Genomic DNA, 22,394 nt, shown 5'->3' on the forward strand with positions numbered 1-22,394 from the left:
GGAAAGGTTGTGAAAATCCTTCCGCTTCGGTCTTCGGTTCACGCATCTCCCCATAGAAAAGCTCCCCTCCAGGAGTCTGCCTGGAGGGGAGCGTATCCATTTCCTATAGCCTCTGTCTTATGCCAAAACAGGCGATTATGACCGTGAACGGATCTCCTGACGCATGAACATGACGTAAGAGATGCCGAAGCAGATGACCGTCGCGGCGATGAGCCCGGTCGCATGCGGCCAGATGAGCAGCAGGCTCTGGCCGAGCGGCAGCGGACTCTTGATCGCGAGATACACCTGCTCGAGCGTGAACGGTCCGAGCGTCCGGACGTTCGGCGTCAGCAGCGTCGTCGTCGCCTCGGAGAACAGTTCCGCCGGCGACAGCCGGTTCAGCCACAGCATCGTCTCCTGATAATTCAGGATGCGCTGCACCGCGGCGTCCGACGAAGGCGCGATCGCGCGCGCGATCAGGTTCAGGATCAGCCCGTAGAAGACAGTGAAGAAGATCCACAGCGCGATGCTCGACAGCGCGGATGTCGCGGCCTGGCGGAACCGGATCGAGAACAGGATGGACAGGTTGAGCCAGAACCCGACGTAGACGACCGCGAGCACGAGGAAGAAGAAGACGCGCCAGAACTCTTCCGGCGTCGGCGGATAGCCGATCGTGAACAGGCCGAGCCCCATGACGAGAAGGCCCAGGGCGAAGATGACGACCGTCACGAGCAGCAGAGAAGCCGTAAACTTCGCCAGAATAAAGTCGTCCCGGTAGATCGGCTGCGACATGAGCCGGCTGAGCGTCCCGCGGTTCCGCTCCGAATTGACGGCGTCAAACCCCAGGGCAATCCCCATCAGCGGGCCGAGGAACGAGACGAACGTAATGAAGTTCGGCAGCGTCCCGTCCGAGATCGTGAACATCTGCAGGAACAGGAAGTCCAGCTCGTCCTTCAGGGCGCCGCCCCGGATGGCGGAAACGGCGGAATAGATCGACCCGATGCACGCCAGCGTAATGATGGCGAGCAGAATCGTGAACCGCCAGCTGCGGATATGGTCGCCGAATTCCTTCTGCACGATGACCCAGAAAGGAGAGATCGCGGCGCCCTGCGCTTCCCTGGCGCCGGTGTCTTCGGCGCCGTCCCGCCGTCCCGCGCGGCGCGTCAGCCGGCCGAGAATCGCCTTGCCGTCAAGCGCCATGGGCTTCCCCTCCTTCGAAATAGCGATGATAGATGTCGTCCAGCCCGTATTTCCTGCGGCTGACGGCCAAGAGCCGCCCGCCGCATCCGACGGCCGCCTGCGCGATGTCCGCGGTCAGATCCGAGCTGCAGATGACGGAGGCTTTGCCGCCTTCGCCGCGCCTCACGGATACGACGCCCCCGAGTCCGTTCAGCGCCTCGTCCAGCGCGTCTGGCCACGCTTCGAGCTCGAGCTCGACCGTAATCGTGCCGTCTTCGTCGAGCTGCTTCGACAGCGACTCGATGTCGCCGCAGGCGATCAGCCGTCCCTTGACGAACAGGCCGACCCGGTCGCACACCTGCTGCACCTGATGCAGATGGTGGGACGAGAGCAGCACCGTAATCCGTTCTTCGCGGCTTAGCCGTGTGATCAGTTCCAGCAGCTCGCGCACCCCTTCCGGGTCGATGCCGAGCGTCGGCTCGTCGAGAATGATGATCTCGGGCTTCTTGATCAGCACGTCGGCGAGACCGAGCCGTTGGCGCATCCCGCGGGAGAAGGCGCCGACCCGCTTATCGGCGGCTTCGGCCAGACCGACGCGTTCGAGCAGCTCGCGCGCGCGGGCTTCGGCTTCCGCCGGCGGAATCCGGTTCAGCCGCGCCGTATAGATCAGGTTGTCGATGGCGGTCCGGTCTTCATAGAAGCCGATATCGTCGGGCATGTAGCCGACGCGTCGCTTGATCTGCAGCGGGCTGCGGGTCGGATCGAGGCCGAGCACGCGGGCCGATCCGGAAGTCGGCTCGGTCAGCCCGAGCATCATCAGAATCGTCGTCGTCTTGCCGGCGCCGTTCGGCCCGAGCAGGCCGAACACTTCGCCGCGGCCGATCGTCAGATCGAGACGGTTCACGGCCGCGTGCTCGCCGTACATCTTCGTCAGCCCTTTCAGTTCGATGACCGGCTCGCGTTCACCGCTGCGCACGTCCACGATTACCGCCTCCCGTATTTGCGATACAGGTAGTAGACGCCTCCCGCAACGGCAATGACGATCAGAATGCCGATCCAGCCCCACAGCACGGATGACTGCACCGCGACGCGCAGCGCGATCGTGTCCGACTTCTGCGCCGAGCGGGCGGTGATGTCCACTTCATAGTCGCCGGCGAGCGCCTTGTCCGTCGACTTGATCGTGGCTTGAACGGTCGCCGTCTGACCCGGCTCGATGGACGTGATCTTGGACGGCTCGAATGTCACTTCCCAATCGACGGGCGAGTTGGACGTCAGGCTGACATCTTCGAGCTTCGCCGTGCCGGTGTTCTTCACGACAAGATCGACCGTGCGCGTGCCGCCGGCCTTGATTTTCGTGTTCAGCCGCTCGTCCGCCGTCGTCAGGTCAATGCCGTACGTGCCGGTGATGACGACTTCGAGCGTCGTTTCGGCCTGCGTCGAATTGTTCGTCGCCGCGACCGGAATCTGATAGGTGCCGGCTTCGATCGACTCCGGCGGAATGATCTGGACGGAGATCGTCTTCGTCGCGTTCGGCTCAACCGTCACGGAACGGACGCTGTCGCCGCTGACCGAGAAGCGGGCGTCCCAGCCCGGCTGCACCGCCGCGGCCAGCGCATACGTCTGCTCTTCAGCGGTCCGGTTGCGCAGCTCGGTCGAGAACGTGAAGGTATCGTCGGCGTACCCTTCCATGTTCGGCTGCTCCACCGTCCATTCCGACGCGAACGTGCCCTGCTCGGTGACGTTGATGACGAGCGGGAGCCGGGCCAGATTGCCGGCGACGACCGTGAACCGGTATTCGCCCTTGTTCACTTCGAGCGGCACTTCGATCTGGACGTTGAACGATTCCGACTCGTCCGGCTTGACGGCAATTTCCCGGACCGTGCGTCCGCCGGACGTAATCTTGTACTCCCAGTTGTTGCCGTTCGTCTCCAGTGTGATCGGAAACACTTTCGTCGCATCGCTGCGGTTAATCGCTTCAACCGAGTACGTGATCGACTCCCCGGGCGGTGCGGCCAGGTTGACGTAGGTTGTGTACAGTTCAAACGGTTCCGCGGCATCGGCCTGACCCGCGGACGCGGCGGCCGCTCCGGCCGCGATCAGGGCGGCAAGCCCAAGCTTGATCCAGATGTTGCGGCATGCGGCAAGCATGCTTCCAATCCCCCTTCTGACTTAGAAAATTACGATTTCGCTTACATTACGAACGAGCGGCGGGCGCGGATTAATGCGGTCAACCAATTTTTTTCGGCGCCCGGCGAAACTTCCGGCCCATCCCTGCTTCTGCTAAAATAACAAGCAGAAAATTGCTGTCGGCGGGGAGGATAGCGGATTGGACAGACGGGGAGATGACATGGCGGCGGTGCTGGAAGCGATGTGCGCCGGCTCCGTCGAGGCATTCGACCGTTTCTACGAACGGTACGCGCCGCTTGTCATGCATATTGCCCTCCGGGTGATGGATGACCGGATGGAAGCGGAGGACCTCTGCCATGATGTGTTCCTCGAAGTGCTGCGGACCGGCAGACGTTTTGACCGTTCGCGGGGGTCGATCGAGAGCTGGCTGGCCGTCCTGACGCGCAGCCGCGGGCTGGACCGGCTGCGCCGGTCCCGGCGCGCCGTTCCCGGCGGGGCGGACGCGGCGATCGGACGGATCGCGGGTCTGGAGACCGCTGCGTCCGCGCCGGAGGATACGGTCGTCCTGCGGTTCCAGCAGGCGGCCGTGCGGGAAGCGTTCGCCGCGCTGCCGAGCCAGCAGCGCCGCGCGCTGGCGACCGCCTATTACCGGGAGAAGACGCAGCGGGAAATGGCGGACGAGTGGAACGTGCCGCTCGGCACGGTCAAGTCCTGGATACGCGGCGGCATCGCCAATCTGCGGAAACAGATGGCCGTGCGCGGCTGGCTGAGCGGCGGGGAAGGAGGTACGCGGCATGATGCGAAATGAAGGCGGCTTCGATCTGAAACGGTGCGCGCTCGGATTTACCGATCGGGAGTGGGCGGATTTCGCATTGGGGCTCCTGGATGCGAAGGATGCGGCCGCGATGGAGGCGCATGCCGGCGCATGCGGCGATTGCGCCGCACGCCGGGCGGAATGGCTGCGGCTTGCGCCCGCGCCGGGCGGCCGGCCGCAGGATGCGCCGTCCGTGCCGCTGCCGTCGGAGCGGCGCCGGCGGTCGCTCAGACGGGCGGTCCGCGCGATCGGTCTGCGCCGCAGGCTGCGGGGTCCGGCGATCGCCGCGGCCGCGGCGGCCGCCGTCGTGCTGCTGACCGCCGGACTGCTCCATCGCGCGGGGCTGGCCGCGGATTCGTTCGCGCCGTCCGCGCGGCATGAATCGCCCGGCGAATACCTGCTGATGCGCGAGCCGGAGGCGGGCACCGTCCTGACCGCTCCGGACACGACGCAATTCAAGGTCGTCCACGCCTTCGGGACATCGGGCGAGGGGTATATCTGGCTGAGCGGCGACGCGCAGGAAGCGCTGCTCTATCTGTACGGTCTGCCCGACACGGATCTGGTCGACTATCAGGCCTGGGCGGTTCGGGGACCGCACGCGGACAGCCTCGGCGTGCTCAAACTGGTCGACGGCATCGCCCATCTGCACGTTCGTTCGCTTCTTCTGCCGAATGCCGAGATGATCTCGCTCACCGCCGAGCCGAAAGGCGGAAGCGAGCAGCCGACTTCGACGCCGGCCGCCCTCGTCCTGTTTGACGCCCGGCGGTGAAGGCGCGCTTTGCGTGCTTGATCGAACCGGCGGCAGGTTCCGGCGCTCACTTCGAACCGGACGGACCGCCGAACGAACGGACATAGTCGGACAGCTTCTTCCGCCCGCTCGACAGCACGCGGAGCTTGTGGCGGATTTCCCACGCTTTGCCGACGAGACGGATGCCGTTCGGATCGTTGTACTGTTTCATTCGTCAAACCTCCGTTCCGGGGTGGGTATGCCCCATCCTATGCGCGGAGCGGACAAGTTATCACACGGGGAGAGAGCAAAAATGAACAACAGGAGCGGAGAGAAGGAGCGGCAGGAACCCGAGCGGACCGTCCGCACGGAGCCGGTCTTTCAGGGCAGGCTGATTTCCCTGCAGGTGGACACGGTGGAACTTCCCGGCGGGAAGACGGCGACGCGCGAGATCGTCAGACACCCGGGCGCGGCCGCGGTGCTCGCGCTGCACGACGACCGGCTGATCGTCGTCGAACAGTACCGCAAGCCGCTCGGGAAGATGCAGATCGAGATTCCGGCGGGCAAGCTCGAACCCGGCGAAGATCCGATGGAGACGGCGCGGCGCGAGCTCGAGGAGGAGACCGGCTGGCGGGCGGAGCGGCTCGAGCCGCTCCATGCTTTCTACACTTCGCCCGGATTCGCCGACGAGAAGCTGTACTTGTACGCGGCATACGACCTCTCGCGCGGAACCTTCGCGCCGGACGAGGACGAACATCTGAACGTGGACGCCATCACGTTCGAGCAGGCGCTGGCCTACATCCGCGAAGGCCGGATCAGCGACGCGAAGACGATCATGGCCGTGCAGGCCTGGCGGCTGCAGCGGCTCACCGGGTCGTTCGTCTGACATGGGCGGCACCGGCACAAACCCAAAGCGCGGCCAAGACGAGGGCCTGCGCCGCGTATTCGCCGATCTCCATCTGCACATCGGCGCCACCGGGCGCGGCGAACCGGTGAAGATCAGCGCCAGCCGGGCGCTGACGTTCCGGAACATCGCCCATGAAGCCGCCTGCCGCAAAGGCATCCGGCTGCTCGGGGTCATCGATGCCCACTCGCCCGGTGTCCAGCGGGATATTGCGGAACTGCTCGACCGCGGCGAGATGGCGGAAGCGCCGGGCGGAGGCATCCGGTATCGGGACGTTACGCTGCTGCTCGGCGCGGAGATCGAGGTGAAGGAGCCCGGACGCGGACCGGCGCATCACCTCGTATTTCTGCGCGATTTCGACGCGATGCGCTCGTTCACCGAATGGCTCAAGGAGCGGATGACGAACGTCGGGCTCAGCTCGCAGCGCATCCGCGCAAGCGGCCTGGAACTGCAGCGGGAGACGGCGGCGCGGGGCGGGCTGTTCATCCCCGCCCACATTTTCACGCCGCACCGCAGCCTGTACGGCAGCTGCGCGGACCGGCTGTCCGACGTGCTCGATCCCGATCTCGTCGACGCGGTCGAGCTGGGACTCAGCGCGGACACGGCGATGGCCGGCCTCGTGCCCGAGCTGGACCGCTATCCGTTCCTGACGAACTCGGACGCGCACTCGCTTGCCCGCATCGGCCGGGAATACAACGCGCTCATCCTCGGCGAACCTTCGTTCGACGAGCTGTGCAAGGCGCTGCGCGGCGAAGACGGCCGCGGGATCGCGGCGAATTACGGCCTTGATCCGCGTCTCGGCAAGTATCACCGGACGCATTGCGCGGGCTGCGGAACGACGCTGGGCGCGGAGGACGGCGAAATGCCGGAAAGCCCGGACGCTGCAATGCGCTGCCCGCTCTGCGGGTCGGCGAAACTGATCCGCGGCGTATCCGAGCGGGTGCGCGCCCTCGGCCGGCTCGCCGGACGCGACATCCCGCGGATCGGCGGCGCAAGGCCGCCGTACATCTGCCAGGTGCCGCTCGAATTCATCCCGGGCGTCGGGCCGAAGCTGCTCGAGCGGCTGCTGGACCGCTTCGGCACGGAGATGAACGTGCTGCATGACGCTTCGCCCGAAGCGCTGGCCGAAACGGCGGGGGACAAGACGGCCGCGCTGATCCTCGCCGCCCGGGAAGGACGGCTCGGCCTCAAGGCGGGCGGCGGAGGCCGCTACGGCAAGGCGCTGTCGGGCTAGACGCCATCCGCTGAAACGCTGCAATCGGCACGCCGGCATACCCTTTCGACCCGAAACATACAATGGTACAGCATGTCTGATTTTTCCGCGACGGGAGAGACGGCGATGCGGGCGGAATTCGGCTTTATGACGGCGTCATACCGGCAGACGCTGCTGGTCTTCATTGCGGTGCTTACGGCGGCGGGCATCGTGTTCGGGGTGCTGGCCAGCCGGACGCTGACGCTCGACCAGCAGGACAATCTGGCTTCCGATCTGGCGCGGTACGCGCTGACGGCCGAAGCCGGGCAGATGGCGGACGCCGGGGATACGCTCAGCGACCGGGCGATGCTGCACGGGAAATGGCTGCTGGCCGTCTGGCTGCTGGGTGTGACGGTGATCGGGGCGCCGTTTGTGCTGGTGCTCGATTTTTTGAAGGGCGTGCTGATCGGCTTCAGCCTCGGCGTGCTTGTCCAGGCGTACGGGTGGAAAGGGATGCTGTTCGCCCTGGCGGCGATGGTGCCCGGGAACCTGCTGGTGCTTCCGGCGCTTCTGTTTGCCAGCGTCTCGTCCGTCGCCTTTGCGCTGCACGTGTTCAGGTACCGGCTGGTGCAGCCGTCCGGCAGCCTCAGGGAGCCGCTGCTCGCCCATACGTCCGCCGCGCTGATCATGCTTGCCGTCATGACCGGCGGAGCATTCATCGAAGCTTACGTCGCGCCGAATCTGATCGGCTGGGCGGCGCCGCTGCTTGCATCCTGACTTCGCATCACGGACTGCGCCGGAAGGTTTGACTTTCGTTCGAACCTCCTTCTATAATGATAATGATTCCAAACATCGTAACAGCGATGGTTGCCTGATTCGCGGAGGGGAGAACATGGAAGCCCGGATAGAGAAAATCAAACAACAACTTCAGTCGCAGGGCTACAAGTTGACCCCGCAGCGGGAAGCAACCGTTCGCGTATTGCTGGAGAACGAGGAAGACCATCTCAGCGCGGAAGACGTTTTTATGCTCGTGAAGGAGATCGCGCCGGAGATCGGTCTGGCCACCGTGTACCGGACGCTGGAACTGCTCAGCGAGCTGCATGTCGTGGAGAAGCTGAACTTCGGCGACGGCGTCGCGCGCTATGATCTGAGGACGGACAGTTCCAAGCACCATCACCATCATCTGATTTGCGTGCAATGCGGCTCGATGGAAGAGATCATGGAAGACTGGCTCATCCCGCTCGAGGAACGGCTGGAGCAGGAGTACGGCTTTCATGTCATCGATCATCGGCTCGATTTCCAGGGCATTTGCCGCCGCTGCCGCGAATCCCGCGAATCCGACGAATAAACCGCAGCGCATGCTCCCGGACGGGGACCCTAGCGGGGCCGTTCGGGAGTTTTTTGCATCGACTTTGAAAAAAAGACCGCCGCGATCCCATCTGCAGCTCCCTTCGCGGTACTGGCGGGCGGAACGGATACATAGAGTGTTAGCAGCAAGCCCGTCCCGTCGGGCGGCGGAGGTGATCCTGCATGGTGGTGTCGCTGCGCCGCATGCTGCGCAGACTGCTGTTCGCCGCGCTGTTCCTGGTGCTGACGCTGGTGATCGCGGCGGCATTCCGGCTCCTGGCCGAATGGCTGCGGATGCCGGACCCTTATGCCGCGCCGCTAGGCCGGGCGGTCAAAGTGTTCGTGAACGACCCGGACGGCGGGCCCTCGCCGTCCGTCCTTGACCGCCTGCGCCTGTTCTATCTGACCGGCGACTGAAGAACCGCTTCGGCGGGAAGGAGGGATTCGGACATGCCGGATTTGCCGGATCTGCTGGAGAAGTTTCTTGCGAGCCGCATGGAATCGCGCAGCTTTTCGCGCTCGACGGCGGAATCGTACGCCCGCGATCTGAAGGCGTTCGCCGGCGCGATGGAAGCGCAGGGCATCGGCGATCCCGGGCGGGTGAAGCCGCATCATATCGCGGCCTATCTGGCCGGACTCAAGGCGGAAGGCAAGGCGCCGGCGAGCGTCGCCCGCGCCGCGTCAAGCATCCGCGCGTTCTTCCGCTATCTGGCCGCCGATCTGAACGCGATCGAGGCCGACCCGGCGGCCCATATCCGGCCGCCGAAGCCGGAACGCAAAGCTCCGCGTATCCTGACCGAGGCGGAAACGGCCAGGCTGCTGGAGACGCCGGACGGCGGCGGTCCTTCCGGTCTGCGCGACCGGGCAATGCTGGAGCTGCTGTACGCGACCGGCATCCGCGCGGGCGAGCTGATCGGGCTGGACGTTGATGACGTCAATCCTTCCCTCGGGTATGTCCGCTGCGCGAGCCCGGACGGGCGGGAGCGGTTCGTCCCGCTCGGCAAGGCGGCCGCGGAAGCGCTGGAGCGCTACCTGAAGGACGGCCGGCCGCATCTGGTCCGCCCGGACCGGCCCGAACGCGCGCTGTTCGTCAGCCGGCGCGGAAGCCGGCTCACGCGGCAAGGGTTCTGGAAGCTGATGAAGAAGCATGCCGAGACGTCCGGCCTGGGCGGCGTCAGCCCGCATATGCTGCGGCATGCGTTCGCCGCGCACCTGGTCGCGGGCGGCGCCGACCTGCGCGCCGTGCAGGAGATGCTCGGCCACAAGGACATCTCGGCGACGAGAGCGTACGCGCAGATGGCGCGGCCGAGCCTGAAATCGGTCTACGAATCGGCCCATCCGAGGGCGCGTTGACGCCTTGCGGCAGGCGGCTTGACTGCCTGACTGCGCATCGATTCATACCTTTGAAAATGTGAGAACAAGAGGTGGCGCTGACCCGTGAAGATTACAAGAGTGACCTGGATCGTGCTTGACAGCGTCGGCATCGGCGAGCTGCCGGACGCGCCGGCATTCGGCGATGCGGGCGCCCATACGCTCGGCCATATCGCGGAAACGGTGCCGGGTTTCGATCTGCCCGAACTGCGCAGGCTCGGCCTCGCCAACATCGCGCGGATCGCCGACTGGGCGCCGCATTCGGCGCCGGAAGCGGCCTACGGCAAGATGGCCGAGACATCGGCGGGCAAAGATACGATGACCGGCCACTGGGAGCTGGCCGGCCTGCACATTCCCGTACCGTTCCGCACGTTTCCGGACGGTTTTCCGGAGGAGCTCATCCGCGAGTTCGAGAAGCGGACGGGCCGTCCGGTCATCGGCAACAAGCCGGCAAGCGGCACCGCGATCATCGAGGAGCTCGGCGAAGAACAGATGCGGACCGGGGCATGGATCGTCTACACGTCTGCCGACAGCGTCTTCCAGATCGCCGCGCACGAGGAAGTCATTCCGCTGGACGAGCTGTACCGGGCCTGCGAGATCGCGCGCGAGCTGACGCTGCACGAACCGCATGCGGTCGGCCGCGTCATCGCCCGGCCCTATGTCGGGGAGCCCGGCGCGTTCACCCGCACGCCGAACCGGCACGACTACGCGGTGAAACCGCCGCAGCCGACGGTGCTGAACGCGCTGAAGGATGCCGGGTATGACGTATGGGCGGTGGGCAAGATCAACGACATTTTCAGCGGGGAAGGCATCACGTCCGCCTGGTCGACGAAGAGCAACGCCGACGGCATCCGGCGGACGCTGGAACTGATGGAGAAGCCGTGCAGGGGCGTCGTGTTCACGAACCTCGTCGATTTCGATTCGCTGTACGGCCACCGGCGCGACCCCGCCGGCTATGCGCAGGCGCTCGCCGAGTTCGACCGCGCGGTACCGGATCTGAAACGGCTGACCGGTGATGACGGTCTGCTCATCATTACGGCCGACCACGGCAACGATCCGGTTCACCACGGCACCGACCATACGCGGGAATATGTGCCGCTGCTCCTGTACAACCCGCGCATGGCCGGCCGACCGCTCGGCACCCGTTCGACGTTCGCGGATCTGGCCGCGACGATCGCCGAACTGTTCGGCGTGCAGCGCCCGCCGCACGGCACCAGCTTTCTTAACGATCTCGGCCTCGCCTGAGACCCGGCGCGGCAACCTGAGTCAGGAGGATGATCCCATGACATTGACGGCAGTGCATATTCGCGAAGCCGCGGAATCGATCCGCGGAAAGACGGCGCTTGTGCCGGAGATCGGACTGATTCTCGGCTCCGGCCTCGGCGTGCTCGCCGATCATGTGGAAGACGCGGCCGTGATCCGATACGAGGACATTCCGCATTTCCCGCTCTCCACCGTTGAAGGACACGCGGGCGAGCTGGTCATCGGCCGGCTGGCCGGACGGACGGTCGTCATCATGCGCGGAAGGTTCCACATGTACGAAGGATACGGACCGGAGCTGACGGCGTTCCCGGTTCGCGTCATGAAGGCGCTCGGCGCGCGGACGCTCGTGGTGACCAACGCGGCGGGCGGCATCAATACGTCTTTCGAACCGGGCGATCTGATGCTGATTGCCGACCATTTGAACCTGACCGGACGCAATCCGTTGGTCGGGCCGAACGACGGCGAACTGGGCCCCCGGTTCCCGGACATGTCGGAAGCTTACAGCCGGCGGCTGCGCGCCATCGCAACCGAAACGGCGCGGGAACAGGACCTCAAGCTGCGGGAAGGCGTCTATGCCGGACTGCTGGGTCCATCGTATGAGACGCCGGCGGAAATCCGCATGCTTCGCGCGCTGGGCGCGGACGCTGTCGGCATGTCGACGGTGGCGGAGGTCATCGCCGCGCGCCACATCGGACTTGAGGTGCTGGGCATTTCCTGCATCAGCAATATGGCGGCAGGCATACTGGATCAACCGCTGTCCCATGACGAAGTGATGGAGACGACCGAGCGCGTGAAGTCCCGTTTTCTGGCTCTGGTCACAGGCGTCATCCCCCGTTTGTAGGACTTTGCAGGAAGCGAAAATGCACCGTTCGACTCGACCGGGTGCGACACGTTCTTCCCTCCGTTTCGTCGTATAATGGCCCGTGAATCCGAAAGAGGGAGAAGTGTGAATTTTCATCATGGACAAGCAGTTGTTGGGACGAGTCGAATGGTTGCGCAATCAAATGAACACGGCGTTCCGGGCAAGGAACGACATGCAGCACCGCGAAGTGCTGGAACTGAGCCAGTCGCTTGACGAGCTGATCGTGCTGGTTCAGCTCATGAAGCGGCCTCCGAGAAAACAGAAATGTTGACGATCAGGAGGGAAAGGCATGCGTGCGGTTGACATCATACGGCGCAAGCGGGACGGCGGGGAGTTGACCGCCGGGGAAATCGCGTTCCTGATCGATGGATACTGCCGGGGCGACATTCCGGATTATCAGATGTCCGCGTTCGCCATGGCCGTGCTCATCCGGGGGATGACCGCGGAAGAGACGGCGGAGCTGACGCTGGCGATGGCCCGGTCCGGCAGCCAGCTCGATCTGTCCGGCATTCCGGGCATCAAGGTGGACAAGCACAGCACGGGCGGCGTCGGCGACAAGACGACGCTCATCGTCGCGCCGCTGGCCGCAGCGGCGGGTGTTCCCGTTGCGAAAATGTCCGGCCGCGGGCTCGGCCATACCGGAGGCACGATCGACAAGCTGGAGTCGATACCGGGCTTCCGCACGGAGCTTGCCCCCGAGGCGTTCTTCCGCCAGGTCGGGGAGATCGGGCTGGCCGTTGCCGGCCAGAGCGGCGATCTGGCGCCGGCGGACAAGAAACTGTACGCGCTCCGCGACGTGACGGCGACGGTCGAATCGATTCCGCTCATCGCAAGTTCCGTCATGAGCAAGAAAATCGCATCCGGCGCCGACGCGATCGTGCTCGATGTGAAGACGGGCGGCGGCGCATTCATGAAGACGCTGGAGGATGCGGAGCGGCTTGCGGAGGCGATGGTCGCGATCGGCCGGCTCGTGGGCCGCAAGACCGCGGCTGTGATCAGCGACATGGACCAGCCGCTGGGACGGGCGATCGGCAACGCCCTCGAGGTGAAAGAAGCGATCGCCGCGCTGCGCGATGATGGCCCGGAAGATCTGACGTCGCTCTGCCTGACGCTGGCGGCGCATATGACGGTGCTCGGCGGCAAGGCGGCCGGCATCGATGAAGCGCTCCTGCTGCTGGAGCGGAAGCTGAAGTCCGGCGAAGCGCTGGACAAGTTCCGCGCTTTCGTCGCCGCGCAAGGCGGCGATCCGGCGGTTGTCGACGATCCGGATCGGCTGCCCTCGGCGCCGCACCGGATCTGCGTGAAGGCGGAGCGCGCCGGGTACGTGCGCCGCATCGACGCGGAGAAGCTCGGCCTTGCGGCGATGATGCTCGGCGCGGGGCGCGCGGTGAAGGACGCGCCGATCGACCACGCGGTCGGCGTCGTGCTCGCGCAGAAGCTCGGCAGTCGGGTCGGCGCCGGCGAACCGCTGGCGGAGCTGCACGCCGCGCGCGAAGGCTCGGCCGAAGCGGAGGCGCTCCGGCTTGCTGCGGAGGCGTTCGAGATCGGCGGCGAGCCGCCGGCTGTGCGGCCGCTCATCCTGTCCGTCGTGACGGAAGACGGCATCCGGCGCGGATAAAGGTTTGGGACCGAAAATCAAAAATTAAAGAAAAAACTACGCTAATTAATTTTACTCCGAACCGAATCTGGACGACCAGGCTCCGTCTGCTCAAGGCGGGGCTTTCGTTTGCCGCGGAGGCGGAATAATTTTCCTCCCGTCTGGTGATACTGGGAAGAAGAAGCCTGCCCCTTTTTCGGGCGGCGGAGAGACTTAGGAGGGACCATGATGGTGAGGAGATTACGCCCCGTACTGCTGCTGGTTTTATCCATGATCATGGCGCTGCCCGCAGCGGCGGCCGCGGAGGAGAAGACGAAAGGCGCGCCCGCGTCATCGCAGGACGGAGCGGTCAAGCTGGCGCCTTCCGCGCGCTCGGCCATTCTGATGGATGCCGACAGCGGCACGATCATTTTCGAGAAGAACAGCCATGATCGGCTGCCGCCGGCCAGCATCACGAAGATCATGACGATGCTGCTCGTCATGGAGGCGCTGGATGAAGGCCGGATCAAGCTGACGGACAAAGTGACGACGAGCGAATATGCGGCTTCGATGGGCGGGTCGCAAATTTTCCTCGAAGCGGGCGAAGAGATGACGGTCGAGGATCTGCTGAAAGGCGTCGCGATCGCATCCGGCAACGACGCGTCCGTCGCGCTCGCCGAGAAGATCGCGGGCACCGAGCAGGAGTTTGTGCGCCTCATGAACGAGAAGGCGCAGCAGCTCGGTCTGAAGAACACCCATTTCGTCAACGTGAACGGGCTGCCCGCCGAGAACCACTACACCTCGGCTTACGACATCGCCGTCATGTCGCGGGAACTGCTGAAGCATACCGAGATTACGAAATATACCGGACTGTACCAGGACTATCTGCGGAAGGACACCGATCGTCCGTTCTGGCTCGTCAACACGAACAAGCTCGTCCGGTTCTACGCCGGCGCGGACGGACTGAAGACGGGGTACACGAGCGAGGCGAAGTTCTGTCTGAGCGCGACCGCGAAGCGCGACAACTTCCGCGTCATCGCCGTCGTCATGGGCGAGCCGGACACGAAAACGCGCAACGCCGAAGTGGCCCAGATGTTCGACTACGCGTTCGCCATGTACACGAACGTTCCGATCTACAAGGAAGGCGACACGATCGGCACGGTGCGGATCGCCAAAGGGGAAGTGCCGCGGCTTGAGCTGAAGGCAAGGCATCCGTACAGCGTGCTGATGAAGAAGGGCGCGAACATGAAGGACATCCGCCATGAGCTGCGTCTCGACGAACCGGTCAAGGCGCCGGTGAAAGCCGGCCAGAAGATCGGCAAGGTCATCGTCTATCAGGGCGCGAACGTGCTCGCCGAATTCGACGTCGAAGCGCCGGAGAACGTGGGACGGGCGAACTGGTGGACGCTCTTCAAGCGGACATGCGCGGAATTGTTCGCATAACCGCGAATCCGGACGCGTCCGGCGGCGGAATTTGTCCGGCAGGTTCTAGTTTTGTCGCAGGGCAGGAACGGCGGACGGACGCGTAGAAATGACTGTCTGAAGCAGGGAGAGGAGTGAACGGCAATGCGGCTTCGTGAGGAAATGGAGCATTACCGCAATGTGCTGATCGTCAGGCTGAAAGGCGAACTGGATCATCATACGGCCGATGGACTCAAACAGCGGCTCGAGGATGCGCTGCTCAGGGGCAGGGCAACGCACGTCGTGCTCAATTTGAGTGAGCTCGCGTTCATGGACAGCTCGGGCCTCGGCGTCATCCTCGGTCGCTACAAGACGGTGACCGCCCGCGGCGGGAAACTGATCATCTGCGGCGTCAATCCGGCCGTCCGGCGGCTGTTCGAACTGTCAGGTCTGCTCAAAATTGTCGCGCTGTACGAGAATGAACATGAAGCGCTCGGCAGTCTGGAGGTCGTATCATGAACGGATCGAACCGCATGACCCTGACGTTTTCCAGCCGCTCGGAGAACGAAGCGTTCGCGCGCATCGCCGTCGCCGCGTTCGTCTCGCAGCTCGACCCGACGGTCGATGAACTGAACGATCTGAAGACGGCTGTGTCCGAAGCGGTAACGAACGCCATCATCCACGGCTACGACGGCAATCCCGACGGCATGGTGACGATCGAGGCGCGCATCGAGGGCGACACCGTCTCGATCATCGTCCGCGACGAAGGGAAGGGCATCGAAGATCTGGAACTGGCGCGGCAGCCGCTGTTCACCTCCAGACCGGAGCTGGAACGTTCCGGCATGGGCTTCACGATCATGGAAAACTTCATGGACGAATTCGAAGCGGCGAGCGAACCTGGCAAAGGAACGGAGATCCGGATGATGAAGCGGATCGAATCGAAAAAGGCGCTGTACAACTAAGCGCGCACAGGGGTTGGACCGCATGGAAGTCGATTGGAGACAGCAGTCGCAGCCGTACCTGGACGACGCCGAGGTCAAACGGCTCATCGCACTCAGTCAATCCGGGGACGCGGATGCCCGCGACAAGCTGGTCCAGGCCAACATCCGGCTCGTATGGTCGGTCGTGCAGCGGTTCCTGAACCGCGGGTATGAACCGGAGGATCTGTTCCAGATCGGATGCATCGGCCTGCTCAAGTCGGTCGACAAATTCGATCTGTCCTACGACGTCAAATTCTCCACCTACGCCGTGCCGATGATCATTGGCGAGATCCAGCGGTTCCTCCGGGACGACGGCACGCTGAAAGTGAGCCGCTCGCTGAAAGAGCTTGCGAACAAGGTGCGGAAGACGAAGGACGAACTGTCCAAGGGGCTCGGCCGGCAGCCGACCATCGGTGAAGTGGCCGAGAGGCTCGGCATATCGCCTGAAGAAGTCGTATTCGCGCAGGAAGCGAACAAGCCGCCGGCGTCGATTCATGAGACCGTGTTCGAGAACGACGGCGATCCGATTACGCTGATGGACCAGATCGCCGACGAATCGGGAGAACGTTGGTTTGATCGGCTGGCGCTCAGCGAAGCGATCGGGACGCTGTCCGAACGGGAGCGGCTGATCGTCTATCTCCGCTATTACCGCGATCAGACGCAATCGGAAGTGGCCAGCCGGCTCGGCATTTCGCAGGTGCAGGTGTCCCGGCTCGAGAAAAAAATATTGCAGACGATCAAGGACCAGATCGCGCTTTAGCGGTCTGGTCTTTTTTGGCGGCGTCCGCGTTTCCCGCATTTGTCAGGGAGGCTCCCGGTTAGGCCGGCCGTTTCCCACTCATACTAGAACTTGACAGGAACGCCGCGAAAGGGTGAGTCCCATGACGACCGTGCGAACGAACACGCTGTACGTCCGGCTGCGCAAGCGGCTGGTCATCCGGCCCGGCGATGACGTGCGGCTCGGCGACGCCGCCCGGCTGCTCGCCGACGAAGCGCGGGAGCGGCGGCTGAAGGAGCTGGTTCTGTACCGGCACAAGCCGGAAGACGGCGACCGCGTCGTCATCGACATGCTGCACGTCATCCGCGCCGTGTCCGAAACGGAGCCGGGGCTCGACGTCGAGTTCGTCGGCGAGCCGCAGACGCTCGTCACGGTCGCCGCCCGGCCGCAGAAGCCGCTGCCCGGCATGTTGATTGTGGCGTGGCTCCTTCTGTTCTTCGGTTCGGGGCTCGCCATCATGAACTTCCACGCCGACGTCGGCATGCTGGAAGTGCATCGGCGCATGACGGAGCTGATTACGGGCACGAAGCCGGAACGCCCGCTCTGGTTCCAAATTCCGTATTCGATCGGTGTCGGTCTGGGCATGGTGCTGTTCTTCAACCGCGTGATCCGGCGCAAGCTAAGCGAAGAGCCCAGTCCGCTTGAAGTCGAACTGTATCTGTACCAGGAAAACGTCGACGCCTACGTCGTCGCCGACGAGATGCGGAAACTGCACCGGAATCAGGGAGGCGGCGGACAAGGGAGCGGCGGCCGTGGCTGAATGGCTCGCGAACGGCGCAGCCGCGCTGCTCGGCCTGTCCGGGGGACTCGCGGTCGGAAGCGGCCTGATCGCGCTGCTGGTCATTCTGGATTTGATTCCGCGGCTCGCGCAGCTGTCCCGGGGATACCGGCTGGCGGCATGGTACGAGACGGCCATCATCGCCGGCACGGTGTACTGGATGTCGGCTGATTTCGGCGACTGGCGGAGCCCGCATACGGGCGCAGCCGAGATCCTTGCCGCGCTGGCCGGCCTGTTCACCGGGCTGTTCGTCGGCATGCTGGCGGCCGCGCTGACGGAAGTGGTCAACGTCCTGCCCATCATGGCGAAGCGGCTCAGGCTGGAGTCGAAACTGCCGGCGCTCGTCTGGGCGCTGGTGCTCGGCAAGCTGGCCGGTTCGCTGTTCGATTGGCTCGTCTATCATCGCTGAGGCCGGGCTTCCGGCACATTCCGGCAGGAGGTGCGCAACAGCCCCATGGACGAACGAAACGATATGCAGCAGGATGGCGGATGGCAGCCTCCCGTCGTTCCGCCCGAACCGCCGAAGGAACCGGGAGCGAGCACCGATCGTCCCGTCCGGCGGAAGCTGATTCGTCCGGAGCGGGAAGAACCGGAGGACGATCGTTCCGGCAAGCATGCCGCGGAAGATGAGCGTTCCAGGCGGGGACGCGGGCGGCAATCGGGCCGCAGATCCCGCTTGGCGGCGCGGAGCCTGGATGGTCAAGCCCGCGGGCAGAACGGAGAGCGGCAGGGGCAGACCCGCGCGCAAAGCCTGGGGCAGCCGGGGCAAGGCGGTGCCCGCAACCGGGAGGAGCAAAGTCAAGCCCGGCATGGACAAGCCGGCTCGCAGAACCGGGAACAGCACGGGCAATCGCAGCCGGCGGATAAGCAGCCGATTCCGGCAAGCATCGATGAGCTGAAGCCGCTGTTGGAACGCGAGGCGGGGCTGAACACCAGTTTCGACGTCGTGCTGCGCGAGATGACGTTCGGCGGCCGGCGGACGGCGCTTTTTTACATGAACGGGCTGGTCAATTCGGCGGAGCTGACGGAAGTGCTCAAACGGCTGTCGTACCTGACGGCGGAAGATCTCGATACGGACGCGCTGAAACTTTTCTTCGAGACGTATGTGCCCGCGGTCCAGGTGACGAAGACGGATGTGTTCGACGACATGCTGGACAGCGTGTTCGCGGGCTGCGCCGCCCTGTTCGTCGACCGCGAGCGCGCGGCGCTGATCATCGACGCGAAGATGTTCCCGGACCGAACGCCGGAAGAACCTTCGCTCGAACGGGTCGTGCGCGGTTCCCGCGACGGTTTTATCGAGACGCTGATGACGAACGTGTCGTTGATCCGCCGCCGGCTGCGCGACAAGGACCTGCGGTACGAGCTGATACGCGTCGGCGCGCGGACGAAGACGGATGTCTGCATCGCGTATATCCGCGACATTGCGGATCCCGAACTGGTCGAAGAAGTGAAGAGGAAAATCGGGCATGTGAACGTGTACGGGCTGCCGCTCGCGGACAAGCAGCTCGAAGAGACGACCGTCAACCGCGGCTGGCATCCGTACCCGCTCGTCCGCTATTCGGAGCGGCCGGACGTCGTCGCGGCGCAGCTGCTCGAAGGCAGCGTCGCGGTGTTGACCGACACGACGCCGAGCGTCATGATGCTGCCGACGACGTTCTTCGACTTGACCCAGCACGCGGAAGAGAACCGTCAGACGCCGTTTATCGGCACGTACCTGCGCTGGGTGCGGTATATCGGCATCTTTTTCTCGCTCTTCCTGCTGCCGCTCTGGTTTCTGCTCGTACTGAAGCCGGAGCTGAAGCCGCCGCAGCTGGACTTCCTCGGCCCGCAGCAGATGGGGCGAATCCCGTTGTTTCTGCAGTTCGTGCTCGCCGAGATCGGGGTCGACCTGATGCGGATGGCCGCCGTTCATACGCCTTCGCCGCTGTCGACCGCCATGTCCCTGATCGCGGCGATTCTGATCGGCGACATCGCCGTGAAGACCGGGCTGTTCAACAACGAGGTCATTCTGTACATGGCAATCGCCGCGATCGGCATGTTCGCCACGCCGAACTATGAGCTTGGGCTGGCGAACCGGATCGTCCGGCTGGCGCTCATCATCGCCGTGGCGATTTTCGGCATTCCGGGATTCGTCGTCGGCACCGCGCTGTTCGTCGTGCTGCTCGCCTGCACCCGGTCGTTCAACCGGCCCTATCTGTGGCCGTTCATCCCGTTCGACGGCAGGTCGCTGGCCGCCCTGCTCATTCGTCCGCCGGAGCTGCAGAACAAGAAGCGGAATCCGCTGCTGAAGCCGCAGCAGCTGGACCGGCTCCCGGATACGCAGAAGAATAGGTAAATAAGTGCAAACAACAGGCATAAAAGTGCAAAGGTTGTTGCAAAAAATCCATTTCTCACTGGTTCCGAATGCGATATACTAGTGCATATGCTGCAAATCAGATGAACCAGCGCAAGGGGAGAATCTTTGATGCACTTGCACGGAACCAGCAAGATCAATGCCGAAGGCCGGCTTGAAATCGGCGGCTGCGACGTTCAGCTTCTGGCGGCTGAATTCGGCACGCCGCTCTATATTGTCGATGAAGCGCTCGTCCGGCAGCGCATGCGCGAGTACATGGACGCGTTCCGCGCCACCGGCATTCCGTTCCAGGTCGCTTACGCCAGCAAGGCGTTCTGCACGATGGCGATCTGCGCCGTCGCCGAGCAGGAAGGGCTGTCGCTGGACGTCGTCTCCGGCGGCGAACTGCACACGGCGCTCAAGGCCGGCTTCCCGGCGAAGCGGATCCATTTCCACGGCAACAACAAGACGCCGGATGAAATCGCGTTGGCGCTTGACGCGAACATCGGCTGCTTCGTCGTCGACAACTTCGTCGAGCTCGATCTGCTCGACGCGCTGGCCGGCGAACGGGGCAAGCGCGTGAATATTTTGCTGCGCATCACGCCCGGTGTCGAAGCGCATACGCATGAATACATTTCGACCGGGCAGCAGGATTCGAAGTTCGGCTTCAACCTGGCCGGCGGGGCCGCGTTCGAAGCGGTGAAGCGCGCCGCGGCGAAGCCGCATCTTGAACTGCTCGGCATCCATTCGCATATCGGCTCGCAAATTTTCGAAGTGGAAGGCTTCCGCCTGGCGGCGGCCAAAGCGGCGGAGTTTGCGATCCAGGTGCGGGACGAGCTCGGCATCCTGTTCCGCGTCATCAATCTGGGCGGAGGTTTCGGCATCCGCTACACGGCCGAAGACAAGCCGCTTCCGGCGGCAACTTACGTCCAGGCGATCGCGGATGCGGTCCGGACGAACTTCACCGCGGCGCAGTATCCGCTGCCCGAGATCTGGATCGAACCGGGCCGCAGCATCATCGGCGACGCCGGGACGACGCTTTACACTGTCGGCACGACGAAGGACATTCCGGGCGTGCGCAAGTACGTCGCCGTCGACGGCGGCATGACGGACAATCCGCGTCCGGCGCTGTACGGCTCGAAGTACGAAGCGGTGCTGGCGAACCGGGCGAACGAGCCGGCGACCGAAACGGTGTCGATCGCGGGCAAATGCTGCGAGAGCGGCGACATGCTGATCTGGGACATCGAGCTTCCGGCCGTGAAGCCGGGCGATCTGCTCGCCGTGTTCTGCACCGGCGCTTACAACTACGCGATGTCCAGCAACTACAACCGGATTCCGCGTCCGGCGGTCGTCTTCGTCAAGGACGGCCAGGCGTCGCTCGTCGTGCGACGCGAAACGTACGAAGACATCGTCGGCAACGATCTGCTGCCCGAGCGGCTGAAAGCCGCGCCGGCGGCGAACTGATCTGAAGCGCGTCAGCTTCCCCGGCCTTCGCGCCTGACGTCGAACTCTCGGCGGTCCGGGCGGCGGGTGCGGGGAGTTTTTTTTGCGTTTGCTGACGGTCGGCCTTTTTGCGCCGACGGGCGGTTTGTAGTATGATGGGTGCAAACTTTTTTGGACAGAGGAGCTGAAAGCCGGACCATGGCCAAACAAGCAAAAATCAAAATGCAGAATGGCGCGGAAATCGTCATCGAACTGTTCGAGAAAGACGCGCCGAATACGGTGAAAAATTTCGAGACACTCGCGAACAAAGGATTCTACAACGGACTGACGTTCCACCGGGTCATTCCGGGATTCGTCGCGCAGGGCGGCTGCCCGAACGGCAACGGCACCGGCGGCCCGGGCTATACGATCAACTGCGAGATCAATCCGAACAAGCATGAGCGCGGAACCGTCGCCATGGCGCACGCCGGACGGAACACGGGCGGCAGCCAGTTCTACATCTGCTACCAGCCGCAGCCGCATCTGGACGGCGAGCACACGGTGTTCGGCAAAGTGATCAAAGGCATGGAGCATGTCGACGCGTTCAAAGGGCGCGATGTCATGGAGAAAGTCGAAGTTTACGAAGTGTGATTCGATTGACCGCGGGGGACGTGGCCTCTGGCCCGCGGGCGGGACGGGCACGCTAACGGAACGTGGTTCCGCCGCCGAGTGGCATCCACAGCCGGGCGCTCGTTCGGCGTTTCTTGCAAATTGCCGGCGATGGTGCTACTATTCATCTGTATCCCTTTTGAATATTTTTCATGAACGTTTCCTTCGGGGCAGGGTGGAAGTCCCTACCGGCGGTGATCGCGGTTCCGGAGCGGCGCACAGCCGCAAGGAACCGGCGTCAGCCCGTGACCCGGGCCGGAACGACGGCGATAAGCCGTCTGACGGCACGGTGGATCCGGTGCAATTCCGGAGCCGACAGTAACAGTCTGGATGGGAGAAGGAAGCGGGCAGAAGCGCAACAGTTTTGAGACAGCAAGGATTGTACTTTTTTTCACATGGAGAGTTCGACAATCGGCGCCGGCCGGCAGTCCGTCGATCCGGGCATGCCCGAATGGCGGGTTGCACTTGTTCGGCCATGACCCATGACCGGGCGCTTATCGTCTGGGCGTGCATGCCGGTATATCCGTGCATGTTCGGGCATGTGCGGACGCAAATCCTGTACCGGGGCATCCGGTTTGTCATGTGACCTCGCGAGCCAAGGCATACGCTGCTTCCTGCAGCCGCCGCATTTGGCGCGGCCGTGAACCGACGGGCCATTCCATTCTCTCCGTGTTGAAAAAAAGCATTCGGCCG

Annotated in this window: 25 protein-coding genes and 1 riboswitch; of the genes, 21 read left to right on the top strand and 4 right to left on the bottom strand. The window is 64.0% G+C overall.

The genetic code is table 11. From position 1 onward, the window contains the following. Positions 1–135 precede the first annotated feature (135 nt). Genes KJQ12_RS13345 through KJQ12_RS13355 form a run of 3 tightly spaced genes read right to left on the bottom strand, consistent with a single transcriptional unit; the run spans position 136 to position 3,306 of the window. Positions 136–1,179 carry an ABC transporter permease gene (locus tag KJQ12_RS13345; protein WP_015254818.1) on the bottom strand — a complete coding sequence of 348 codons (1,044 nt, stop codon included), beginning with the start codon at positions 1,177–1,179 and terminating at the stop codon, positions 136–138. Next, on the bottom strand, positions 1,169–2,083 hold the full coding sequence (locus tag KJQ12_RS13350) for an ABC transporter ATP-binding protein (protein ID WP_213485104.1): 915 nt from the start codon (positions 2,081–2,083) through the stop codon (positions 1,169–1,171). Before KJQ12_RS13350 ends, KJQ12_RS13345 begins: the two co-directional genes overlap by 11 nt. A 59-nt stretch (positions 2,084–2,142) precedes the next feature. Then, on the bottom strand, positions 2,143–3,306 hold the full coding sequence (locus KJQ12_RS13355; RefSeq protein WP_213485057.1) for a COG1470 family protein: 1,164 nt from the start codon (positions 3,304–3,306) through the stop codon (positions 2,143–2,145). Positions 3,307–3,484: 178 nt separating this feature from the next. Between KJQ12_RS13355 and KJQ12_RS13360 the strand changes: the two genes are divergently transcribed. Together KJQ12_RS13360 and KJQ12_RS13365 are read left to right on the top strand one after the other, a co-directional pair. After that, complete coding sequence (locus KJQ12_RS13360; RefSeq protein ID WP_213485058.1) at positions 3,485–4,093, top strand: sigma-70 family RNA polymerase sigma factor; 609 nt, start codon at positions 3,485–3,487, stop codon at positions 4,091–4,093. After that, positions 4,080–4,868, top strand: a complete 789-nt coding sequence (locus KJQ12_RS13365) for an anti-sigma factor (protein WP_213485059.1) — start codon at positions 4,080–4,082, stop codon at positions 4,866–4,868. Before KJQ12_RS13360 ends, KJQ12_RS13365 begins: the two co-directional genes overlap by 14 nt. A 46-nt stretch (positions 4,869–4,914) precedes the next feature. On the opposite strand, the gene mciZ is transcribed toward KJQ12_RS13365, so the two are convergent. Next, complete coding sequence (mciZ, locus tag KJQ12_RS13370) at positions 4,915–5,058, bottom strand: Z-ring formation inhibitor MciZ (RefSeq protein ID WP_213485060.1); 144 nt, start codon at positions 5,056–5,058, stop codon at positions 4,915–4,917. Positions 5,059–5,139: 81 nt separating this feature from the next. Between mciZ and KJQ12_RS13375 the strand changes: the two genes are divergently transcribed. The 19 genes from KJQ12_RS13375 to KJQ12_RS13465 all read left to right on the top strand — a co-directional run bounded on the left by KJQ12_RS13375 (position 5,140) and on the right by KJQ12_RS13465 (position 21,683). Further along, positions 5,140–5,712 (top strand): NUDIX hydrolase, encoded by a 573-nt coding sequence (locus KJQ12_RS13375; RefSeq protein ID WP_213485061.1) that lies wholly within the window; start codon positions 5,140–5,142, stop codon positions 5,710–5,712. Between the two features lies 1 nt (position 5,713). Next, the gene (locus KJQ12_RS13380; protein WP_213485062.1) at positions 5,714–6,964 is read left to right on the top strand and encodes an endonuclease Q family protein; all 1,251 of its coding nucleotides are present in this window, start codon (positions 5,714–5,716) and stop codon (positions 6,962–6,964) included. A gap of 105 nt (positions 6,965–7,069) precedes the next feature. Continuing rightward, entirely contained in the window at positions 7,070–7,699 is a 630-nt protein-coding gene (gene spoIIM / locus KJQ12_RS13385) for a stage II sporulation protein M (protein ID WP_213485063.1), read from the top strand. A 115-nt stretch (positions 7,700–7,814) separates the two neighbouring features. Continuing rightward, the gene (gene fur / locus KJQ12_RS13390; protein WP_213485064.1) at positions 7,815–8,270 is read left to right on the top strand and encodes a ferric iron uptake transcriptional regulator; all 456 of its coding nucleotides are present in this window, start codon (positions 7,815–7,817) and stop codon (positions 8,268–8,270) included. A 182-nt stretch (positions 8,271–8,452) separates the two neighbouring features. Continuing rightward, positions 8,453–8,686: a DUF4227 family protein gene (locus tag KJQ12_RS13395; protein ID WP_213485065.1), complete on the top strand. Its 234-nt coding sequence runs from the start codon at positions 8,453–8,455 to the stop codon at positions 8,684–8,686. A gap of 33 nt (positions 8,687–8,719) precedes the next feature. Then, positions 8,720–9,622, top strand: a complete 903-nt coding sequence (locus KJQ12_RS13400) for a tyrosine recombinase (protein WP_213485066.1) — start codon at positions 8,720–8,722, stop codon at positions 9,620–9,622. Between the two features lie 84 nt (positions 9,623–9,706). Next, complete coding sequence (locus KJQ12_RS13405) at positions 9,707–10,885, top strand: phosphopentomutase (RefSeq protein ID WP_213485068.1); 1,179 nt, start codon at positions 9,707–9,709, stop codon at positions 10,883–10,885. 37 nt (positions 10,886–10,922) lie between these two features. After that, complete coding sequence (locus KJQ12_RS13410; RefSeq protein ID WP_015254805.1) at positions 10,923–11,744, top strand: purine-nucleoside phosphorylase; 822 nt, start codon at positions 10,923–10,925, stop codon at positions 11,742–11,744. A gap of 118 nt (positions 11,745–11,862) precedes the next feature. Next, positions 11,863–12,036 carry an aspartyl-phosphate phosphatase Spo0E family protein gene (locus tag KJQ12_RS13415; protein ID WP_015254804.1) on the top strand — a complete coding sequence of 58 codons (174 nt, stop codon included), beginning with the start codon at positions 11,863–11,865 and terminating at the stop codon, positions 12,034–12,036. Positions 12,037–12,054: 18 nt separating this feature from the next. Further along, positions 12,055–13,383: a pyrimidine-nucleoside phosphorylase gene (locus tag KJQ12_RS13420; RefSeq protein WP_213485069.1), complete on the top strand. Its 1,329-nt coding sequence runs from the start codon at positions 12,055–12,057 to the stop codon at positions 13,381–13,383. A 207-nt stretch (positions 13,384–13,590) separates the two neighbouring features. Next, on the top strand, positions 13,591–14,784 hold the full coding sequence (locus KJQ12_RS13425) for a D-alanyl-D-alanine carboxypeptidase family protein (protein ID WP_280529263.1): 1,194 nt from the start codon (positions 13,591–13,593) through the stop codon (positions 14,782–14,784). A 123-nt stretch (positions 14,785–14,907) separates the two neighbouring features. Continuing rightward, positions 14,908–15,261 (top strand): anti-sigma F factor antagonist, encoded by a 354-nt coding sequence (gene spoIIAA, locus KJQ12_RS13430; RefSeq protein ID WP_213485071.1) that lies wholly within the window; start codon positions 14,908–14,910, stop codon positions 15,259–15,261. After that, a complete protein-coding gene (spoIIAB, locus tag KJQ12_RS13435; RefSeq protein ID WP_213485072.1) occupies positions 15,258–15,704 on the top strand; it encodes an anti-sigma F factor in 447 nt (148 codons plus the stop codon). The genes spoIIAA and spoIIAB overlap by 4 nt, the downstream gene beginning before the upstream one ends. A gap of 22 nt (positions 15,705–15,726) precedes the next feature. Further along, positions 15,727–16,482 carry an RNA polymerase sporulation sigma factor SigF gene (gene sigF / locus KJQ12_RS13440; RefSeq protein WP_213485073.1) on the top strand — a complete coding sequence of 252 codons (756 nt, stop codon included), beginning with the start codon at positions 15,727–15,729 and terminating at the stop codon, positions 16,480–16,482. A 121-nt stretch (positions 16,483–16,603) separates the two neighbouring features. Then, complete coding sequence (locus KJQ12_RS13445; RefSeq protein ID WP_213485075.1) at positions 16,604–17,260, top strand: stage V sporulation protein AA; 657 nt, start codon at positions 16,604–16,606, stop codon at positions 17,258–17,260. Further along, on the top strand, positions 17,253–17,687 hold the full coding sequence (locus KJQ12_RS13450) for a stage V sporulation protein AB (RefSeq protein WP_015254790.1): 435 nt from the start codon (positions 17,253–17,255) through the stop codon (positions 17,685–17,687). Before KJQ12_RS13445 ends, KJQ12_RS13450 begins: the two co-directional genes overlap by 8 nt. 45 nt (positions 17,688–17,732) lie before the next feature. Continuing rightward, a complete protein-coding gene (locus KJQ12_RS13455; RefSeq protein ID WP_213485076.1) occupies positions 17,733–19,613 on the top strand; it encodes a spore germination protein in 1,881 nt (626 codons plus the stop codon). 129 nt (positions 19,614–19,742) lie between these two features. Beyond that, a complete protein-coding gene (lysA, locus tag KJQ12_RS13460) occupies positions 19,743–21,074 on the top strand; it encodes a diaminopimelate decarboxylase (RefSeq protein WP_213485077.1) in 1,332 nt (443 codons plus the stop codon). Positions 21,075–21,251: 177 nt separating this feature from the next. Then, a complete protein-coding gene (locus KJQ12_RS13465; RefSeq protein ID WP_213485079.1) occupies positions 21,252–21,683 on the top strand; it encodes a peptidylprolyl isomerase in 432 nt (143 codons plus the stop codon). A gap of 175 nt (positions 21,684–21,858) precedes the next feature. Next, a riboswitch (FMN riboswitch) is annotated at positions 21,859–22,047 on the top strand. Positions 22,048–22,394: the final 347 nt, after the last annotated feature.

Source organism: Thermobacillus xylanilyticus (assembly GCF_907165215.1).
GTDB classification, from domain to species: Bacteria; Bacillota; Bacilli; order Paenibacillales; family Paenibacillaceae; genus Thermobacillus; species Thermobacillus xylanilyticus.

Bases quoted from the DNA above. Each gene is read 5' to 3' on its own strand.
- KJQ12_RS13345 (WP_015254818.1), bottom strand. From the start codon at position 1,179: ATGGCGCTTGACGGCAAGGCGATTCTCGGCCGGCTGACGCGCCGCGCG.
- KJQ12_RS13350 (WP_213485104.1), bottom strand. From the start codon at position 2,083: ATGTACGGCGAGCACGCGGCCGTGAACCGTCTCGATCTGACGATCGGC.
- KJQ12_RS13355 (WP_213485057.1), bottom strand. From the start codon at position 3,306: ATGCTTGCCGCATGCCGCAACATCTGGATCAAGCTTGGGCTTGCCGCC.
- KJQ12_RS13365 (WP_213485059.1), top strand. From the start codon at position 4,080: ATGATGCGAAATGAAGGCGGCTTCGATCTGAAACGGTGCGCGCTCGGA.
- mciZ (WP_213485060.1), bottom strand. From the start codon at position 5,058: ATGAAACAGTACAACGATCCGAACGGCATCCGTCTCGTCGGCAAAGCG.
- KJQ12_RS13375 (WP_213485061.1), top strand. From the start codon at position 5,140: ATGAACAACAGGAGCGGAGAGAAGGAGCGGCAGGAACCCGAGCGGACC.
- KJQ12_RS13380 (WP_213485062.1), top strand. From the start codon at position 5,714: ATGGGCGGCACCGGCACAAACCCAAAGCGCGGCCAAGACGAGGGCCTG.
- spoIIM (WP_213485063.1), top strand. From the start codon at position 7,070: ATGCGGGCGGAATTCGGCTTTATGACGGCGTCATACCGGCAGACGCTG.
- fur (WP_213485064.1), top strand. From the start codon at position 7,815: ATGGAAGCCCGGATAGAGAAAATCAAACAACAACTTCAGTCGCAGGGC.
- KJQ12_RS13395 (WP_213485065.1), top strand. From the start codon at position 8,453: ATGGTGGTGTCGCTGCGCCGCATGCTGCGCAGACTGCTGTTCGCCGCG.
- KJQ12_RS13400 (WP_213485066.1), top strand. From the start codon at position 8,720: ATGCCGGATTTGCCGGATCTGCTGGAGAAGTTTCTTGCGAGCCGCATG.
- KJQ12_RS13410 (WP_015254805.1), top strand. From the start codon at position 10,923: ATGACATTGACGGCAGTGCATATTCGCGAAGCCGCGGAATCGATCCGC.
- KJQ12_RS13415 (WP_015254804.1), top strand. From the start codon at position 11,863: ATGGACAAGCAGTTGTTGGGACGAGTCGAATGGTTGCGCAATCAAATG.
- KJQ12_RS13420 (WP_213485069.1), top strand. From the start codon at position 12,055: ATGCGTGCGGTTGACATCATACGGCGCAAGCGGGACGGCGGGGAGTTG.
- KJQ12_RS13425 (WP_280529263.1), top strand. From the start codon at position 13,591: ATGGTGAGGAGATTACGCCCCGTACTGCTGCTGGTTTTATCCATGATC.
- spoIIAA (WP_213485071.1), top strand. From the start codon at position 14,908: ATGCGGCTTCGTGAGGAAATGGAGCATTACCGCAATGTGCTGATCGTC.
- spoIIAB (WP_213485072.1), top strand. From the start codon at position 15,258: ATGAACGGATCGAACCGCATGACCCTGACGTTTTCCAGCCGCTCGGAG.
- sigF (WP_213485073.1), top strand. From the start codon at position 15,727: ATGGAAGTCGATTGGAGACAGCAGTCGCAGCCGTACCTGGACGACGCC.
- KJQ12_RS13445 (WP_213485075.1), top strand. From the start codon at position 16,604: ATGACGACCGTGCGAACGAACACGCTGTACGTCCGGCTGCGCAAGCGG.
- KJQ12_RS13455 (WP_213485076.1), top strand. From the start codon at position 17,733: ATGGACGAACGAAACGATATGCAGCAGGATGGCGGATGGCAGCCTCCC.
- lysA (WP_213485077.1), top strand. From the start codon at position 19,743: ATGCACTTGCACGGAACCAGCAAGATCAATGCCGAAGGCCGGCTTGAA.
- KJQ12_RS13465 (WP_213485079.1), top strand. From the start codon at position 21,252: ATGGCCAAACAAGCAAAAATCAAAATGCAGAATGGCGCGGAAATCGTC.